The sequence below is a fragment of the Streptomyces sp. NPDC058877 genome (assembly GCF_042742855.1).
In the GTDB taxonomy this organism is placed as follows: Bacteria; Actinomycetota; Actinomycetes; order Streptomycetales; family Streptomycetaceae; genus Streptomyces.
The window spans coordinates 69,803-86,402 of sequence record NZ_JBHYMF010000005.1 but is presented as its reverse complement, the minus strand read 5'-3'; the positions used below and the strand labels follow the sequence as shown (position 1 = coordinate 86,402).

General features: G+C 68.1%; 18 protein-coding genes and 1 riboswitch. Of the genes, 10 read left to right on the top strand and 8 right to left on the bottom strand.

The features are described 5' to 3' along the window. Positions 1-395: 395 nt before the first annotated feature. The 3 genes from ACFW2Y_RS02645 to ACFW2Y_RS02635 all read left to right on the top strand — a co-directional run bounded on the left by ACFW2Y_RS02645 (position 396) and on the right by ACFW2Y_RS02635 (position 3,508). The gene (locus ACFW2Y_RS02645) at positions 396-989 is read left to right on the top strand and encodes a TetR/AcrR family transcriptional regulator (protein WP_384872426.1); all 594 of its coding nucleotides are present in this window, start codon (positions 396-398) and stop codon (positions 987-989) included. Beyond that, positions 986-1,828: an alpha/beta fold hydrolase gene (locus tag ACFW2Y_RS02640; protein WP_384872423.1), complete on the top strand. Its 843-nt coding sequence runs from the start codon at positions 986-988 to the stop codon at positions 1,826-1,828. The genes ACFW2Y_RS02645 and ACFW2Y_RS02640 overlap by 4 nt, the downstream gene beginning before the upstream one ends. Before the next feature lie 297 nt (positions 1,829-2,125). Next, complete coding sequence (locus tag ACFW2Y_RS02635; protein ID WP_384872421.1) at positions 2,126-3,508, top strand: serine hydrolase domain-containing protein; 1,383 nt, start codon at positions 2,126-2,128, stop codon at positions 3,506-3,508. A gap of 70 nt (positions 3,509-3,578) precedes the next feature. On the opposite strand, the gene ACFW2Y_RS02630 is transcribed toward ACFW2Y_RS02635, so the two are convergent. Together ACFW2Y_RS02630 and ACFW2Y_RS02625 are read right to left on the bottom strand one after the other, a co-directional pair. Then, on the bottom strand, positions 3,579-4,031 hold the full coding sequence (locus tag ACFW2Y_RS02630; protein ID WP_384872418.1) for a GNAT family N-acetyltransferase: 453 nt from the start codon (positions 4,029-4,031) through the stop codon (positions 3,579-3,581). Between the two features lie 31 nt (positions 4,032-4,062). Beyond that, positions 4,063-4,923: a GNAT family N-acetyltransferase gene (locus ACFW2Y_RS02625; protein ID WP_384872415.1), complete on the bottom strand. Its 861-nt coding sequence runs from the start codon at positions 4,921-4,923 to the stop codon at positions 4,063-4,065. A gap of 112 nt (positions 4,924-5,035) precedes the next feature. Between ACFW2Y_RS02625 and ACFW2Y_RS02620 the strand changes: the two genes are divergently transcribed. Beyond that, entirely contained in the window at positions 5,036-5,689 is a 654-nt protein-coding gene (locus ACFW2Y_RS02620) for an HAD family hydrolase (protein WP_384872440.1), read from the top strand. A gap of 108 nt (positions 5,690-5,797) precedes the next feature. Then, positions 5,798-6,988: a globin domain-containing protein gene (locus ACFW2Y_RS02615; RefSeq protein WP_384872437.1), complete on the top strand. Its 1,191-nt coding sequence runs from the start codon at positions 5,798-5,800 to the stop codon at positions 6,986-6,988. On the opposite strand, the gene ACFW2Y_RS02610 is transcribed toward ACFW2Y_RS02615, so the two are convergent. The 5 genes from ACFW2Y_RS02610 to ACFW2Y_RS02590 all read right to left on the bottom strand — a co-directional run bounded on the left by ACFW2Y_RS02610 (position 6,985) and on the right by ACFW2Y_RS02590 (position 10,626). Continuing rightward, positions 6,985-7,464, bottom strand: coding sequence for an NUDIX domain-containing protein (locus ACFW2Y_RS02610; RefSeq protein ID WP_384872412.1), 480 nt, complete (start codon positions 7,462-7,464; stop codon positions 6,985-6,987). The two genes, ACFW2Y_RS02615 and ACFW2Y_RS02610, sit on opposite strands and share 4 nt — an antisense overlap. Before the next feature lie 35 nt (positions 7,465-7,499). Beyond that, a complete protein-coding gene (locus tag ACFW2Y_RS02605) occupies positions 7,500-8,396 on the bottom strand; it encodes a LysR family transcriptional regulator (RefSeq protein ID WP_384872409.1) in 897 nt (298 codons plus the stop codon). A 218-nt stretch (positions 8,397-8,614) separates the two neighbouring features. Continuing rightward, positions 8,615-9,751, bottom strand: a complete 1,137-nt coding sequence (locus ACFW2Y_RS02600) for a cystathionine gamma-lyase (RefSeq protein WP_384872406.1) — start codon at positions 9,749-9,751, stop codon at positions 8,615-8,617. Next, positions 9,748-10,239 carry a low molecular weight protein-tyrosine-phosphatase gene (locus tag ACFW2Y_RS02595; protein WP_384872404.1) on the bottom strand — a complete coding sequence of 164 codons (492 nt, stop codon included), beginning with the start codon at positions 10,237-10,239 and terminating at the stop codon, positions 9,748-9,750. The genes ACFW2Y_RS02600 and ACFW2Y_RS02595 overlap by 4 nt, the downstream gene beginning before the upstream one ends. 9 nt (positions 10,240-10,248) lie before the next feature. Next, positions 10,249-10,626: a phage holin family protein gene (locus ACFW2Y_RS02590; RefSeq protein WP_384872403.1), complete on the bottom strand. Its 378-nt coding sequence runs from the start codon at positions 10,624-10,626 to the stop codon at positions 10,249-10,251. Positions 10,627-10,676: 50 nt separating this feature from the next. On the opposite strand from ACFW2Y_RS02590, the gene ACFW2Y_RS02585 reads away from it, so the two are divergent. The 4 genes from ACFW2Y_RS02585 to ACFW2Y_RS02570 all read left to right on the top strand — a co-directional run bounded on the left by ACFW2Y_RS02585 (position 10,677) and on the right by ACFW2Y_RS02570 (position 13,075). Then, positions 10,677-10,994, top strand: a complete 318-nt coding sequence (locus ACFW2Y_RS02585) for a cupin domain-containing protein (RefSeq protein WP_384872401.1) — start codon at positions 10,677-10,679, stop codon at positions 10,992-10,994. A 277-nt stretch (positions 10,995-11,271) separates the two neighbouring features. Further along, the gene (locus ACFW2Y_RS02580) at positions 11,272-11,490 is read left to right on the top strand and encodes a DUF5326 family protein (protein ID WP_384872397.1); all 219 of its coding nucleotides are present in this window, start codon (positions 11,272-11,274) and stop codon (positions 11,488-11,490) included. A gap of 235 nt (positions 11,491-11,725) precedes the next feature. Then, complete coding sequence (locus ACFW2Y_RS02575; protein WP_384872394.1) at positions 11,726-12,496, top strand: IclR family transcriptional regulator; 771 nt, start codon at positions 11,726-11,728, stop codon at positions 12,494-12,496. Positions 12,497-12,634: 138 nt separating this feature from the next. Further along, a complete protein-coding gene (locus ACFW2Y_RS02570) occupies positions 12,635-13,075 on the top strand; it encodes an SsgA family sporulation/cell division regulator (protein ID WP_384872435.1) in 441 nt (146 codons plus the stop codon). A 5-nt stretch (positions 13,076-13,080) separates the two neighbouring features. Here ACFW2Y_RS02570 and ACFW2Y_RS02565 read toward each other — a convergent pair whose 3' ends face one another. Next, the gene (locus ACFW2Y_RS02565) at positions 13,081-14,403 is read right to left on the bottom strand and encodes a YibE/F family protein (protein ID WP_384872391.1); all 1,323 of its coding nucleotides are present in this window, start codon (positions 14,401-14,403) and stop codon (positions 13,081-13,083) included. 72 nt (positions 14,404-14,475) lie between these two features. Further along, positions 14,476-14,622: riboswitch (TPP riboswitch) on the top strand. On the opposite strand from ACFW2Y_RS02565, the gene thiC reads away from it, so the two are divergent. Next, entirely contained in the window at positions 14,616-16,406 is a 1,791-nt protein-coding gene (gene thiC, locus ACFW2Y_RS02560; RefSeq protein ID WP_384872388.1) for a phosphomethylpyrimidine synthase ThiC, read from the top strand. Its footprint overlaps the riboswitch before it by 7 nt. Positions 16,407-16,600: the final 194 nt, after the last annotated feature.

Sequence of the window (16,600 nt, the reverse complement as noted above, 5' to 3'; positions counted from 1 at the left end):
GCCGACGAGATCTTCGAACGCCTCGCCGGCTACCTGAACCGCCTGCCGAACCCCAAACCCTAGATATGCACCTCTTCCGAGACTCAGGACACTAGTTGGTTGGCGGCGTTCCCCCGAGGCCGACCCCGTCTGCGGAGCCGAGTGCGGGCGGGTCGGGATGACCCGCTGTTCATCGGAGCGGTCACTGCCCGTGCGCGGGGACCCCGTGCGAGACCCCTTGGACTGACGTCGCTGATGTGACGGCTCAGCGGAGTCGTCGACGGCGGCATCGGAACCGGACGGTGGGGCGTGACCCCATCCGCGAGCCCGAAAACCCCCTTGTCGGTCATACCTCCGACTTCCTAACCTAGGTTCCCTAGTTTGTGGCTAGAGAACCTAGGTTTTGGGGGAAGTGCATGGTGAGGGCCGGACTGACCGCGGAGAAGGTGACGATCGCGGGCGCAGAGTTGGCGGACGAGGTCGGACTCGACCGGGTCACCATGGCGCAGGTGGCGCGACGGTTGGGCGTGAAGGACGCGAGCCTCTATGCGCACGTCCGCAGTCTGGCGGATCTGCGCGGACGGATCGCGCTGCTTGCTGCGGACGAGAAGACGATCCGCATCGCGGAGGCGACTGCCGGACGCGCCGGCAGGGATGCGCTGATCGCCTTTGCGAATGCCTGGCGGGAGTACGCCCGTGAGCATCCGGGACGCTACACGGCGACGCAGACCCCGATCCAGATCGACCCCGAGTTGGCCGCAGAAGCACGTGGGCCACGGCGTGCGGTCGAGCTGACCTACGGCATGTTGCGCGGCTACGGCTTGGCCGAGCCGGACCTGACCGATGCGGTCCGGTTGCTGCGCAGCACGTTCCACGGGTTCATCGCCCTGGAAGCGACGGGCGGTTTCGCGCACGAGCGTTCGTCGGAGCAGTCCTGGAGTCGCGCGCTCGATGCCTTGCACGCCCTTCTGGAACATTGGCCCTCGTCTGGGGAAGGGGACTCTGCATGACCGAACCGACCACCGGAAGCCTGTCCGTGAACGGCGCGACCCTGCACTACGAAGTGCGCGGCGAAGGCCCGCTCCTGCTGCTCGTCCCCGGCGGAGCCGGCGGTGCAGCCTCCTATGACGGTGTCGCCGAGGAGCTGGCCGTCGAATACACCGTTGCGAGCTATGACCCGCGTGGGATGTCCCGCAGCACACTGGACGGCCCCGACACCGAGCAGCACGTGGCCGAGCACGCCGATGATGCGTTCCGGATGCTGGAGCTGCTGTCCCCCGGTGAGCCCGCCCGTGTGTTCGGCACCAGTTCGGGCGCCATTGCTGCGCTGCACCTGCTCACCGTCCACCCCGAACGCATCGCACGCCTTGTGGCGCACGAGCCACCGGTCGTGGAGCTCCTGCCGGATGCGGCTGAACACCGCGCGCTCCTCGCACGAATGCAGGCGGCGTTCCAGGCCCAAGGGCTGATGCCTGCCATGTCCGTACTTGCCGCGGGCCTTGAGGAGGGCGGTGACGCCACCGCGCCAAAGGTCGAACTGAGGCTTCCGCCCCATGCAGCGGCCCGTGCTGAGCAGACGATGGCCAATCTGCCGTACTTCGTCAGGCGGATCGTGCCCAGCTTCATGTCCTACGTTCCGGATGTCCGCCGGCTGGAGGAGGTGTCGAACCGGCTCGTGCTCGCCGGTGGCGAGGACTCCCGCGGTGAGCTTCCCCGTCGGTCGGCTGCTTTCCTGGCAGAGAGCCTCGGCATGGAACTCCAGCGCTTCCCCGGCGGGCACACGGGTTTGACCACACACCCGGTGGAGTTCGGGGCGTTGCTAAGGAAGGTCCTCCTGACCTCTGCCTGATTCCGTGTCGGATCCTGACCGACGGCTGGAGGACACCGGTCGCGGGTGTGATGCGTGCCCGCGCCGTCAATGGCGACCGCCAGCAGGAGACATGGCTGTCTCGATCCCTGCCATGATCACCATCCGGCGGCTCCACCGGGGTGACGGGGAGGCTGCCCTGCCGAGCGTGACCGGTGTCGATGTGCGCCGAAGGCGAGGCGCTGTCTTCCGGAGGAACGGCACGGGCGAGGAGCGGAACCCTGTTTCGCAGCGCTGGACTTGGTCGTAGGGGGTGGAATCCTGCAGTTGGATGGTGGCATGACGACATCATTCGAAGCCCTGCTTCCGGGTACTGAGCGTGCCCTGGTGCACCGCATCGCAGTCGCCCAGTCCGAGGGCAGGGCGCCCTCGTTCGTGGGGGCGGTGGTACGTGACGGAGAGTTGCTGTGGAGCGGTGCGCGCAGCTGTGTGGACGGCCATGCACCCGATGCCGATACGCAGTTCAGGATTGGCTCGATCACCAAGGTGTTCACCGCCGTACTGGTGATGAGGCTGCGGGACGAAGGCCTGCTCGGGCTCGATGACCCGTTGGAGCAGCACCTGAAGGCAACGGGTGCCGGTGAGGTGACGATCGCCCAACTCCTCGGCCACAGTGGTGGTCTCGCGGCCGAGACGCCCGGGGCGTGGTGGGAGCGGTCCTCTGCCGAGCTGCGTCCGGAGCTTGCCGACGTACTGGGGGAGCACCCCTTCTTGCAGACGCCGGGACGACGCCATCATTATTCCAACCCCGGCTATACGCTGCTCGGTTCGCTGGTGGAGGCGGTCCGGGGGGTGACCTGGGAAGAAGCCCTGCGGCGCGAGGTCCTGGAGCCGCTGGGGATGAGTCGTACGACGCTTGCTCCGGTTGCCCCACACGCAGGTGGCTGGGCGGTGCACCCCTGGGCCGATGTCATGCTGCCCGAGCCGTCGGAAGACCTGGGCTTGATGGCGCCGGCCGGACAGCTCTGGTCGACGGCTGCTGACCTTGCCCGGTTCGCCGCCTTTCTCGCAGCGGGGGACGAGCGGGTGCTCGCCGCGGAGTCCGTGGCAGAGATGCGTGCTCCGGCTTCCCCGGCGGGCGAGGCGGAGTGGGAAGCGGGCTACGGCCTCGGACTCCAGTTGCTGCGCAAGGACGGCCGGACCCTCGTGGGCCACGCCGGCTCGCTGCCGGGCTTCCTCGCTTGCCTGTGGGTGAGCGTGGAAGGCGGGCTCGCGGGGATCGCCCTCGCCAATGCCACTTCAGGGCCGCTGACAGCGGCTGTGGCGGCCGATCTCGTACGGATCGTGGCGGAGGCGGAGCCGAGGATGCCAGAGCCTTGGCGCCCGCTTCCGGAGGCAGAGGTGGACGGGGAACTGCTGGCCTTGACGGGGCCTTGGTACTGGGGGACCTACGCCTATGTGCTCCGACTCGGACCCGAGCGTGGTGTGGTGCTCGAACCCCTGAGCGGCGCCGGCCGACGGGCCGCCTTCCGCGCGTTGCCCGAAGGCGGCTGGGTCGGGCTGAACGGCTACTACGCGGGGGAGGCCCTTCGAGTGGTACGACGCCCTGATGGGAGCGTGAGCCATCTTGACCTCGGGTCCTTCGTCTTCACTCGGGAACCGTATGAGCCGGGGGATGCCGTTCCTGGCGGTGTGGACGAAGAGGGCTGGCGGGGGCTCTGAGCCACCAGGACAAGCGGGCTCTGCAGCGTTTCACGTGAAACGCTGCAGGGCTGGGTGTAGGGGTGCTCTTTCAGAGGCTCTTCTTGAAGCCCACGTGGGACGGTTCAAAACCGAGCCGCTCATAGAAGCGGTGGGCGTCGGTGCGAGTCACGTCGGAGGTCAACTGGACCAGACGACAGTCCTGACGCCGGGATTCCTCGATGGCCCATTCGATGAGTTGGGTACCGAGGCCGCTACCGCGTTCGTCGCCGTGAATCCGGACGCCCTCGATGATCGAGCGGGTGGTTCCACGGCGGGAGAGTCCGGGGATGACCGTGAGCTGGAGGGTTCCGACGACCTTGCTCTCGCGGACGGCCACGACGACGTGCTGGTTCGGATCGTTGGCGAGCCGCTCGAATGCGGTGCGGTAGGGGGCGAGGTCATCGGGCGACTCGCGCTGGGCGCCCAGGGGGTCGTCGGCGAGCATTGCGACGATGGATGACAGGTCCGCCTCGACTGCGGGACGTATCTCAAGATCGCTCATGTCTCGTAGCGTACGCCCGGCGATGGCGGTGCTAACCGGCTGCGACCGTCAAGGGCGCGAAGCGGCGGCGCCAGTCACCGGGGAGGTCGGGCAGCGAGCGGACCATCACCGATGTGGTGGCAATGGTGTCGATGCCGTTCTCCTTCACCCAGCTGAGCAGGGAGCTGTGCCGCACGTCGATGTCCGTGCGCAGCGGCCGGTCGGTCGCTGCTGCCAGGGAGGCGATGAGGGCCTGGGCCGTACCGGGGTTCTGGGCGATCAAGGGGCCGATGACATGGGTGTCCATATTGGGCCAGGCAGCGGCGAAGCCGGTGATCGTACCGTTCTCCTCCGCGACCCGGACGTGGTCGGCGAAGGAAGGGAGCCGAGCGATCATGTGGGTGCGATCAAGTCCGAAGACCTCGTGGTCAAGTCGTAGGACCGCAGGGAGGTCGTCCGCCGTTGCCGGGCGGACCGCAACATCAGGAGCGGGATCGGTGAAGGTGAAGCGTCCGCGCACCATTGCCGCCCGGCCGGTCTCGACGAAGCCGAGCTGTTCGTACAGGGGCTGTCCATTGGCCGTGGCATGCAGGGTGAGCGGGGTGTCGCCGGCTTCCTCCATGAGGTGCTGCATGAGTCGACGCCCCAGCCCTTGGCGTGCGTACCGCTGGGCGACGAGCACCATCCCGACTGCTGCGAGCTCCGGGCCGTACGAGGTGACCACCGAGCAAGCGGCCAGGCCTGGACCTTCGGGGTCGTCGATTCCATAGCCGGTGCCCGCGGTGAGGAGCAGCCCCCACTTGTGTTCCTCGCGCGGCCATCCCCGGTTCTCCGAGAGGTCGGCGCAGGCGAGGAGGTCCCTCGGGGTGAGCCGCCGGACGGGGAGCTGCGCGAGGAAAGGGGGAATCGGCATGATGCTCAGGCTGTCCGACGCGGTAACTCTCTGTCCAATGCTTTACCCGATCGGGCGAGTAATCCTGAGGACGGCTACGAAGCCGTTGATTCCGCCTCGCGATGCACCGACGATGTTTCACGTGAAACCCCGCCCACGTCGCCTGCATCTCTTCGATCTCGATGGCACCCTCATCAGGGGGTCGGCCGCCGCGGTCGAGATCTCCCGGCAGTTGGGCTTGGGCGATGAGATCAGCGTTTTGGAACGGGGGTTCCTCCAGGGGCTCGCACCGGACGAATTCGCCGTCCGGGCCCATGCGCTCTGGTCCGCGCTCACTCCGGAGCAGGTGGTGGCGGCCTTCGAAGGGGCGCCGTGGTTGGCGGGCATCCGTGAGGTCTGGGCCGACATCCGGGCCCGAGGAGACCGCTGTGCGGTGATCTCCCTGTCGCCCGACTTCTTCGTTGAACTGCTTCTCGACTGGGGCGTCGACACCGTGCACGGCTCGCGCTGGCCGGCGGTCCCCTTTGTCGAGCCGATCCACCGACCCGGCATCCTCAACGCGCGAGCGAAGGTGCGGATCGCGCAGGAGCTCTGCGAGGGGTACGGGGTGGGGCCGGCCGACTGCGTCGCCTACGGGGACTCGATGTCCGACGCGGAGCTCTTCGCATTTGTGGCGGAAGCAGTGGCGGTGAATGCGGATCGTCATCTCGCCGGTCTCTCCCGCCACCGCTACCGCGGTGGGGACCTCCGGGAGGCCTACGCCCTGGTTCAAAACAGCGCAGCCTAGCCAGAAACCCGGGCTTTCGGCCCGAGAACGCCACTTTCTGTCCGCAGTCCCTGCCAGAAGCGCCATGCTGCGATCACGGAAGCCGGCCAGCGTGAGGCGAGGCACATGATGGATGCTCCGACCACCCCGACGGACGAGTGGGTGTCCCCGGTATCGGACGGGCAGGAATCCCCCATATTCCAGGGGCCCTCTCCCGACGCCTTGCTTGTGCGCCGCACCCTGGCTGAGATCGCACCGGTTGCGGACCGGGTGACCTCGTACTTCTATGCGCTTCTCTTCGTGGGAAACCCCGAGCTGCGCGACATGTTTCCCGCAGCGATGGACGTGCAGAGGGACCGGCTCCTGAGGGCGCTCCTGACGGCTGCCGAGCACATGGACGACGTCCCGGTCCTCACCGCGTACCTACAGAACCTCGGAAGGGGGCACCGGAAGTACGGCACCCGGGCCGCCCACTACCCAGCGGTCGGAGAGGCCCTCATCGGTGCTCTCCTGCGGTACGCGGTGAAGAGCTGGGACGAGGAGACGGAGGCGGCTTGGGTGCGCACGTACACCACGATCTCCCAGATCATGATCGACGCAGCGGCGGAGGACGAGCGGTCGGCACCTGCCTGGTGGCAGGCCGAGGTGGTCTCCCACGACCTGCGGACCGCGGACATCGCCGTGGTCACGCTCAGACCCGACCAGCCGTATCCTTTCCTCGCCGGGCAGTACACCACCCTGGAGACTCCGTGGTGGCCCCGGATATGGCGCCACTACTCCTTCGCGTCGGCCCCCCGCCCGGACGGGCTGCTCTCCCTCCACGTCAAAGCCGTCCCGGCCGGCTGGGTCTCCAATGCGCTGGTCCACCGGGCGCGCCCCGGTGACGTGCTGCGGCTCGGGCCGCCGGCCGGTTCCATGACGGTCGACCATTCCACGGACACCGGTCTGCTCTGCATGGGCGGCGGCACCGGGATCGCGCCGATCAAGGCGCTGGTCGAGGACGTCGCCGAGCACGGGGACCGGCGCCCGGTCGATGTCTTCTACGGGGCGCGCAGCGGCCAGGACCTGTACGACATCGACACGATGCTGCGGCTCCAGAAGACCTTCCCGTGGCTCTCCGTCCATCCGGTCACCGAAGAGCAGGCGAGGCTCCCGGACGCCGTCTGCCAGTACGGGCCGTGGAACGAGCGCGACGCCTATCTCTCGGGTCCCCTCGACATGGTCCGTCGAGGGGTCGACGCCTTGCGTGGGGCAGGGGTCCCACCGGACCGGATCCGGCACGACTTCCTTGCGGAGCTGGCCCCTGCCGCTGCTGGTTAGCCCAGGTCGGGGGCGTGCATCGCACGGACGCCCTCGATGTTGCCGTCGAGGTAGTGCCGTAGGGAGAGCGGGACGAGGTGGACGGCGGCGATGCCGACCCTGCTGAAGGGCACCCGGACGATCTCGTATTCGCCGACCGGTTCCTCCATCTCGGGGCCGTGCCGCAGCGAGACGTCCATGGAGCCGAGCCGACACACGAAGAAGTGCTGGACCTTCACCCCGGAGACACCCCCGTCCACGATGTGCTCGATGGTGTCGACGAAGCAGGGGACCACGTCGGTGATCTTGGCACCGAGCTCTTCCAGCACTTCACGGTGCAGGGCTTCGACGACGGTGGAGTCGGTGGGCTCCACTCCGCCGCCGGGCGTGACCCAGTAGGGATCCATCCCGGGCTTGGTCCGCTTGATGAGGATGAGGTCGTCCCCGTCCAGCAGGATGGCGCGTGCGGTGCGCTTGATCACGGGCCGTTCGGTCATGGGAAGAAAATGGCCCGTCTGCGGTGTCCTGAAACTCACCACTGCTCCGCCGTGCCCAGCAGCGCTTCGTGCGCCCGCGCGATCGGGGACAAGCCGAGGGTCCCGGTGCGTGCAACCAGGAAGTAGGTCCGCAGCGGAGGAACCGGGGGGTCGAGCAGGGCCAACAGCCGACCCTGCTCCAGGAGTTCCTCGCACAGGTAGCGGGGCAGGACGGCGAGGCCTGCCCCGGAAGCAGCGGACTCCCGGACGGCGTGCAGGTCGGGGGCGATGACGGTGGCCGTGGCTGCCGGTTTGGTTTCGAAAACGCTCGCCCAGTAGCGGGAGACGAAGGGGAGCGACTCGTGCACCTCCACGACCGGAACCTGCTCCAGAGCCACTGCCCCTTTGCTCAGGAGGACCTCCGGGGACACCCGTGCCGCCCAGCGCGGGGCAGCGACCAGTACGTGTTCCTCGTCGCAGAGCGGGGTGGAGGTGAGCAGGCCGCCTCTTGGGCGGGCCGTTGAGACGGCCAGGTCGTGGTGGCCGGCCGTGAGCCCGTCGAGGATGTCCTCCGCACGGCCGAGGAAGGAGGACCGCACCGAGAGCCCCCGGTCGATCAGCGGGGTGAGGGCGGGCAGCACGCGCAGCGCGGTGAACTCCGGCGGACCGGCGAGGTGGAGGGTGTGCACCCCGCCCTCTTCGGTCAGGCCTGCTTCGGCGATCTCCACGAGGGCGTCCAGGTGCGGGGCGGCGCGGTGGGCGAGTTCGTCGCCGATGGTGGTCGGGGTGACCCCGCGCGCCCGTCTGAGGAAGAGGGGCCGTCCCAGCTGTCGTTCCAGCGTGCGGATCTGACCGGTGACGGCGGGCTGGGAAAGGCCCAAGAGCACGGCGGCACGGGTGAACGAGCCGGCCCGGTGCACCGTGACGAACGTGCGCAGCAGGGCCAGATCCATGCCCGTCCCCTCCCGACCGCGTGGCCGTTCGACTCAGGCGGTCGGCTGACTGCGCCCCAAGACCGTCCAACTATAAATATGTCGATAGGTCTCTGTCGCTACCGTGATTGGACACTGACGCACAGTCAACTAGCCTTGTTCGAGCGGCTTCCGTGTGGGAACCGAGGGCGTTCCGAGCCACGAGGGGGGAGGCTCGGAACGCCCCGTTCCGTGTGGGATCAGCCGGCTGAACCAGCTTTGTCGAGAGCGCGCAGCACGTCCCCGATCAGGTCTTCCGGATCCTCTGCGCCGACCGAGAAGCGGATGAACCCCTCCGTGACCGCGTCCCCGCCCCAGCGCCCGCGCCGCTCCGCGCTGGAGCGCACGCCGCCGAAGCTGGTGGCATCGTCCACGAACCGCAGCTCTTCGAGGAACCGCTCGGCCCGCTTCCGGTCCGCCAGCTCGAAGGAGACGACCGGCCCGAAGCGCCGCATCTGCTGGGACGCCACCGCATGCGAGGGATCGCCGGGCAGCCCGGGGTAGCGCAGCCCGGTGACGTCGTCGCGCTCCGCGAGGACCCGCGCCAGCAACAGGGCGGTGGAGCACTGTCGGTCGATCCGCAGCTGAAGCGTGGCGAGCGACCGGTGGGCGAGCCAGGCTTCCATCGGTCCGGGGATCGCGCCGACGATCTTGCGCCATCGTCGCACCTCGGCCGCCCGTCGGGAATCACGGCAGGTCACGTGACCGAGCAGGATGTCGCCGTGTCCGGTCATGCCCTTGGTGTCGCTGGCGACGGAGAAGTCTGCGCCCAGGGCGAGCGGACGTTGGCCGAGCGGAGTGGCGAGGGTGTTGTCGACGGCCACGAGCGTCCCGACCGAGTGGGCCCGCTGCACCAGCCGACGGATGTCACAGACGTCGAGACCCGGATTGGACGGGCTCTCGATCCACAGCAGCCCGGCTCCGTCCAGTACGGACAGCTGGGCGTCGGCTCCGGTCGGTGCGGTGCGGACCTGGATGCCGTACGCCTGCAGCTGCTCGTGCAGCAGGGGCAGGGCCTGGTAGCCGTCGGCCGGCAGGACCACGGTGTCGCCGGCCTTCAGCTGGGAGAGGAGGACGGCCGAGATCGCGGCCATGCCGGATGCGAAGACCAGCGTCTCGACGTCCTCCCCCGGCGCTTCGAGCTCACTGATCGCCCGCTCCAGACGGGTCCAGGTGGGGTTTTCGTCGCGGCCGTAGGTGTACGGGCCCGTCGGCTCGCCCGGAAGGTGGAAGTGGGCCGCGAAGACCGGGCCCGGCAGGGTCGGCTCGTACTTCACTGGTTCGGGCAGCCCGGCCCGCACCGCGCGCGTGCCGTCGCCGATGTCTTGGTCCGTCACGGTGTTCGTTCCTCCAGTTCCGTGCGCACGGCTGAGAGCAGTCCCTCGCCCGCGGCTTCCACCATCTCCAGGCACTCCTCGAAGTCCGTACGGTTCCCGTAGTAGGGGTCGGGGACGTCGAGCACGTCCCCGGCCGCCGGGTCGTAGGAACGGAGGAGCCGGATCCGCGCCGCTTCGTCGTCGGTGCGGGCGAGGCCCCGGAGCTCTCGCAGGTGCCCCTCGTCCAGGGCGATCACCAGGTCGAGGGCGGAGAACCACGAGGAGCGGAACCTTCGTGCGGTGTGCGCGGAGGTGTAGCCGTTCTCCTCCAGGACGGTGACCGTGCGCGGATCTGCTCCGTCGCCCTCGTGCCATCCTCCGGTGCCCGCACTGTCGACTTCCACGAGGTCACCGAGGCCGGCTTCCTCCAGCTGTCGACGGAAGACGTGCTCGGCCATCGGCGAGCGGCAGATGTTGCCCGTGCAGACGAAGCAGACGCGGTAGGTCATGGTCTCCACTCAGTCGCCGTCGGGAAGCACGACGTTCAGTGCCCACGAGACGACGGAGATGATCAGACCGCCCAGAACGGCGGTCCAGAAGCCCTCCACGTGGAAGCTGAGGTTGAGCTGCTCCGCCAGCCAGGACGTGAGGAGCAGCATCAGGGCGTTGACCACGAGGGTGATCAGGCCGAGCGTCAGGATGAAGAGGGGAAGCGTCAGGAGATTGACCACGGGCTTGACCAGAGAGTTCACGAGCCCGAAGACCAGGGCGACGAGAATGAGGGTCAGGGCCTTCTTGCCGGTGCTCTCACCGGTCAGTGTGATGTCCTGGAGCAGCCAGATGGCGACTCCCAGGGCGCCCGCGTTGGCGAGCGTCTTGACTACGAAATTCATCATGTGTCTGATCGTGGCAGACACGATCGGGTCAAGGCAGGGGCGGACGGGCAATGAAGGCATTCCGGCTGGATGAACTTGAGGCGGAGCGCGCCGCTCACAAGGGGGCCTACCTGCAGTTCCTGCACGAGCGGAACATGTCGGTGGGGCTGTACGCGTTGGATGCCGGGGAGCTCGATCCACAGCAGCCGCACGGTCAGGACGAGGTGTACTTCGTGGTGAGCGGTCGAGCGGCGATCACGGTGGGGACGGAGACGACCCAGGTGGCTCGGGGCAGCGTGGTCTACGTGCCGGCGGGGGTGGAGCACAAGTTCCACCACATCAGCGAGGACCTCCGGGTGATGGTGGTCTTCTCTCCCCCCGAGGGCTGAGCACGGGCGAAGGCTTCGGGCCGGTGGCGAGGGCCGTCGAAAGGGCATCTGAGTCGGCCGGGCGGGAAGGCGGGACGCGCCGGGAACGGGGCCGGGAACGGGGTCGGTGACCCGCGGTCCCGGACGGGGCGCCGAGGGGAGGGACCCCAGCCCCTAAGGGGCGGATCAGGGAAGAGCGGGGGCCGCTGGTGCTCCGGGCGCCGTCCTGCCCCTCTAGCCTTGGTGGTGTTCGGCGCAGAGCGCGTGGAGCGATTGCTTCGAGAGCGAGGTAGGGACGATGGCCGTACGGGAGATTCTCACGGGGATGCCCTGGTGGGTGAAGTGGGTCGCCATACCTGCCCTCGCCCTGATCGTCTTCGGGGGGCTGATCACCAGTGTCCTGGCCTTCGTGGTCGGGCTTCTCTTCAAGGTGCTGCTCTTCGTGGCGCTCGTCGCCGGACTGGTCTACGTCGTGCGGAAGTTCAGTTCGTCCTCCCGGTCCCGTGAGGACTGGTAGCACCTGCTGCCGATCGGCGTGAAGGCAGCGGGGCCATTAGCCCGGGCGGGGGAACGCGCTGGTCGAATCAGGGGAGGGTCCCCAGGGCTGCCACTACAGTGGAATCTCTCCGCCGTGTTGGGGACTACGGGCGTAGATCTCCGTACTGAGCAGCGGTTTCCCAGGCCCGGCGGTGCGCGGGGGCGGCCCCCGCGGGCGGGTGCGTTGCATCCGTCGTCACGCCTGGGGGTGACCTTTGGCCACGGCTACGCAGACGGCAGCACCTACCCTGATCAGCTCGGTACAGCGGGCGCTGAGACTCCTGGAGGCGGTCGCCTCCCACGTGGAGGGTGCCCCGGCCAAGCAGCTCGCCCGTGAGACGGGCCTTCCCCTGCCGACCACCTACCACCTACTCCGCACCCTGACGCACGAGGGCTATCTGGTCCGGGAGAAGGGCGTGTTCGTCCTGGGGGACGCCGCCGTTCGGCTGGCCAGTGGCGGAGCTTTGCAGAATCGTCGCACCAAGATCGAAAACTCCCTTGCCCGTTGGCGGGACGAGATCGGCGTCCCCATCTACTTCGCCCTCTACCGGGAGGGTGAAGTAGAGCTGGTTGCCGTTGCCGACACCCCCTCCGCCCCCGCGGTGGAGGAGTGGGCAGACTTCCGGGAGACCGCCCATGCCCATGCGATCGGCCAGTGCCTGCTGAGCCAACTCGATCTGAAATCCCGTCAAGACCACCTTGATCGCCACCCGGTTGAATCCATCACTCCGTATACGGTGCGTAACCGCCGTGTTCTTTTGGAGCGTTTGGGCGATTTGGGGCGAATGGATGCTCTAGTGGAGCGTCAGGAATATGCACTAGGCACGGTTTGTGCCGCCATCCCCATCACGGTGGGCTCTGCGGTGGCCGCAATGGCGATTTCCCTCCCCCTTCACCAGCAAGAACAGTTGCTCCCCGCAGTCGAGCGACTACGCAAAGAGATCGGTAGGCTCTTCGGTTCACTCGCGTTCTCTATCAGTATCTGAAAAATCACTCCTTGTGATCTGCTAGCGGGTGCAGCACGATTGCGTCAAGAGGGCCATGGTGGATCATTCCTGGCCGTTTCGGTCACAGCTTTCAGCAGCTGTGCTCACACAACTGCTTCATCTACTGCGGGGTACATGATGCGAGAGTCGGTTCAGGCCGAGGTCCTGATGAGCTTCCTCGTCTCCGAGGAGCTCTCCTTCAAGATCCCGGTCGAACTCCGGTATGAGACCCGGGATCCCTACGCGGTGCGGATGACCTTCCACCTCCCCGGGGACGCGCCCGTGACCTGGGCGTTCGGGAGGGAACTGCTGCTCGACGGGATCAACCGGCCGAGCGGTGACGGCGATGTGCACATCGCCCCGACCGAGCCGGAAGGACTCTCGGACGTTTCGATCAGGCTGCAAGTGGGCGGTGATCGTGCACTGTTCCGTGCCAGTGCGCCTCCGTTGGTCGCCTTCCTCGACCGAACGGACAAGCTGGTTCCGCTCGGTCAGGAATGGGCGCTCGGTGACTTCGAGGACCACCTGGAGGCCGCGCTGGGCCGGATCCTGGCCGAAGAGAACGCCGGCCCGGCCTGAGCCCCCTACTTGGCGCGGCGCCGCCTGCCCCGCCGAGCCGCCGCGGGCTTCCCCCCCTCGGAGCCCGGTCGGTCCGCGGAGACGACCAGGGCCGCGAGCGCCGTGGTGACCGGCACGGACGCCACCAACCCGATCGATCCCACCAGCGTCCGGACGATCTCCTCGGCCACCAACTCGCTGTTGGCCACCGTCCCCATGCTGCTCTGCGCGATGGAGAAGAGCAGCAGGAGCGGCAGGGCCGCACCCGCATACGCGAGGACCAGCGTGTTCACGACCGAGGCGATGTGGTCGCGGCCGATCCTGATGCCGGCCCGGTAAAGGCCGCGCGGACCCATGCCCGGATCCGCCTGGTGCAGTTCCCAGACGGCAGAGGTCTGGGTCACCGTCACGTCGTCCAGTACGCCGAGCGAGCCGATGATGACCCCGGCCAGCAGCAGACCGGACATGTCGATCTCCGGGTACAGGCCGTGGATCAAACCGGTGTTGTCATCGGTGTTCCCGCTGAGCGCGGCCCAGTCGATGAAGAGCGAGCCGAGCAGACCGATCAGCAGCAGCGAGATCAGCGTGCCGAGCACCGCGACCGAGGTGCGGGCCGACAGGCCGTGGCACATGTAGAGCGCGATCAGCATGATCGCACTCGACCCGACCACCGCCACGACCAGTGGATTCGATCCCTGCAGGATGGCCGGCAGGATGAAGAGCGTCAGCACCAGGAAGCTCACGGCCAGCGCGATGAGCGCCATCACCCCCCGCATCCGGCCGACCACCACGACCGCCACGGCGAAGATGCCGGCGAGGAGTGCCATCGGCAGTTTCCGGTTCACATCGGTCACCGAGTACTGCAGGTCGTGCGGGGCGTCAGGGGCGTACGCCACCACCACGCCCTGTCCCTCGTGTAGTTGGCGCGGCGCGTCCGGCTGCACGATCTCGACGAAGGTGCGCCCCTCGTCCGGGCCGGTGGTCACCTTCACGGTCGCCTTCTTGCACTGCCCCTGTTGCGCGTTGACCGCCTCGCGGCCCTCCGGCGTGGAGGTGTCGCCGGTCGGCGGGACCTGGGCGGCGTTCACGTCCGCGCAGTCGACGCGCTCGACGGAGACGACCTCGCCCTGTTGGGTCTGCCGGTCGAAGCCGACCCCGGTGCGCTCGTGCGCCGGGGTGCCGCCCGGCCACAGGACCACCAGCCCCACCGCGACCGCGGTGGCGAAGGGGATCAGAACCGCGGCGATCACCTTGCGCAGATGCCGTGAGACGGGCTCGGCGGGACCGTGGCCGTGGGCGTGGGAGTGCCCGTGGCCATGAGGTTCGGGGGTGCGCTGGGGGGAAGTCACCGACCGATCATCGCAAGAACGCGCGGGGGCCCACTGTTCAGCACGCCCGGAATGACGCTAGCGTGGTGCCACCTTTGCACACGCGGGAGCTCGGAGCACCGGGCTGAGAGGGCGCTGATCACCGTACGTACGGACCGATGTCCGTACGGGAAGAGGCTGCGCCGACCGCCGAACCTGTTACCGGGTAATGCCGGCGTAGGGAGATCGGTCTCATGACCATTCAGGATGCACGCACGCCTGCCTCCGACCAGAACGACCAGGGCGAGCGCACGCCGGGCTGGCACAAGGGGTACATCGAGGGCTCCCGCCCCGACCTCCGGGTGCCCGTCCGGCAGGTGCACCTCACCAACGGCAAGGACGTCACCCTGTACGACACGTCCGGTCCGTACACCGACCCCGCCATCGACACCGATGTCCGGCGGGGCCTTTCCCCGCTGCGCGAGAACTGGATCATCGCGCGCGGCGACACCGAAGAGTACGCGGGCCGTCCGGTCCGCCCCGAGGACGACGGCATCAAGCACACCTCTCCGCGGGGCGGGGGGCTGAAGAACCTCGATGCCGTCTTCCCCGGCCGCCCGCGCCTGCCGCGCCGGGGACGGGAGGGGCAGGCGGTGACCCAGCTCGCGTACGCCCGCCGGGGTGAGGTCACCCCGGAGATGGAGTACGTGGCGATCCGCGAGAACGTCTCCCCCGAGGTCGTACGGGAGGAGATCGCCGCGGGCCGCGCCGTCTTGCCGGCGAACGTCAACCACCCGGAGATCGAGCCGATGATCATCGGCAAGCGGTTCCTGGTGAAGGTCAACGCCAACATCGGCAACTCCGCCGTCACCTCCTCCATCGAGGAGGAGGTGGAGAAGATGACCTGGGCGACCCGCTGGGGTGCCGACACGGTCATGGACCTGTCCACCGGTCGCAACATCCACACCACCCGCGAATGGGTGCTGCGGAACTCGCCCGTGCCGATCGGAACCGTGCCGCTCTACCAGGCGCTGGAGAAGGTCGACGGCAAGGCCGAGGAGCTGACCTGGGAGATCTACAAGGACACGGTCATCGAGCAGGCCGAGCAGGGCGTCGACTACATGACGGTGCACGCCGGCGTGCTGCTGCCCTACGTGCCGCTCACCGCACGCCGCAAGACCGGCATCGTCTCCCGCGGTGGTTCGATCATGGCTGCTTGGTGCCTCGCGCACCACAAGGAGAACTTCCTCTACACGAACTTCGAGGAGCTCTGCGAGATCCTGGCGGCGTACGACGTCACCTACTCGCTCGGCGACGGCCTGCGTCCCGGCTCGATCGCGGACGCCAACGACGATGCGCAGTTCGCGGAGCTGCGCACGCTGGGTGAGCTGAACACGATCGCCAAGCGGCACAACGTGCAGACGATGATCGAGGGCCCGGGCCACGTCCCGATGCACAAGATCAAGGAGAACATCGACCTCCAGCAGGAGATCTGCGAGGAGGCGCCGTTCTACACGCTCGGCCCGCTCACCACGGACGTCGCGCCCGCGTACGACCACATCACCTCGGGCATCGGCGCGGCGATGATCGCCTGGTGGGGCACCGCGATGCTCTGCTACGTCACGCCCAAGGAGCACCTGGGCCTGCCGAACAAGGACGACGTGAAGACGGGCGTCATCACGTACAAGATCGCGGCGCACGCGGCCGATCTCGCCAAGGGGCACCCGGGCGCACAGGAGTGGGACGACGCGCTCTCGGACGCGCGGTTCGAGTTCCGTTGGGAGGACCAGTTCAACCTGGCGCTCGACCCGGACACCGCGCGGGAGTACCACGACGAGACGCTTCCCGCGGAGCCCGCGAAGACCGCGCACTTCTGTTCGATGTGCGGTCCGAAGTTCTGCTCGATGAAGATCAGCAGGAGCATCACCGAACAGTTCGGCGGGGAAGCGGACGCCACCCCGGAGGAGATCGAGGCCGGGATGCTGGAGAAGTCCAAGGAGTTCGCGGCGAGCGGCAACCGCGTCTACCTGCCGCTGGCGGACTGACCCGGACACGGCGCCGCCCCTGAGGTCCTCGTCCCCGGGGCGGCGTTTCGCCGTTCGTCGCCCGGGCGCGTCGCGAAGCCCCTCACCGGCCCGTCCTCCGGGCGGACGGAGTCGAGTGCACAACACGCCCCGGCGGCCCCGTCGTGCGCATGCCCGGTGGGGTGACGGCCCGGCTCTGCGGAAGCGTGACCCGG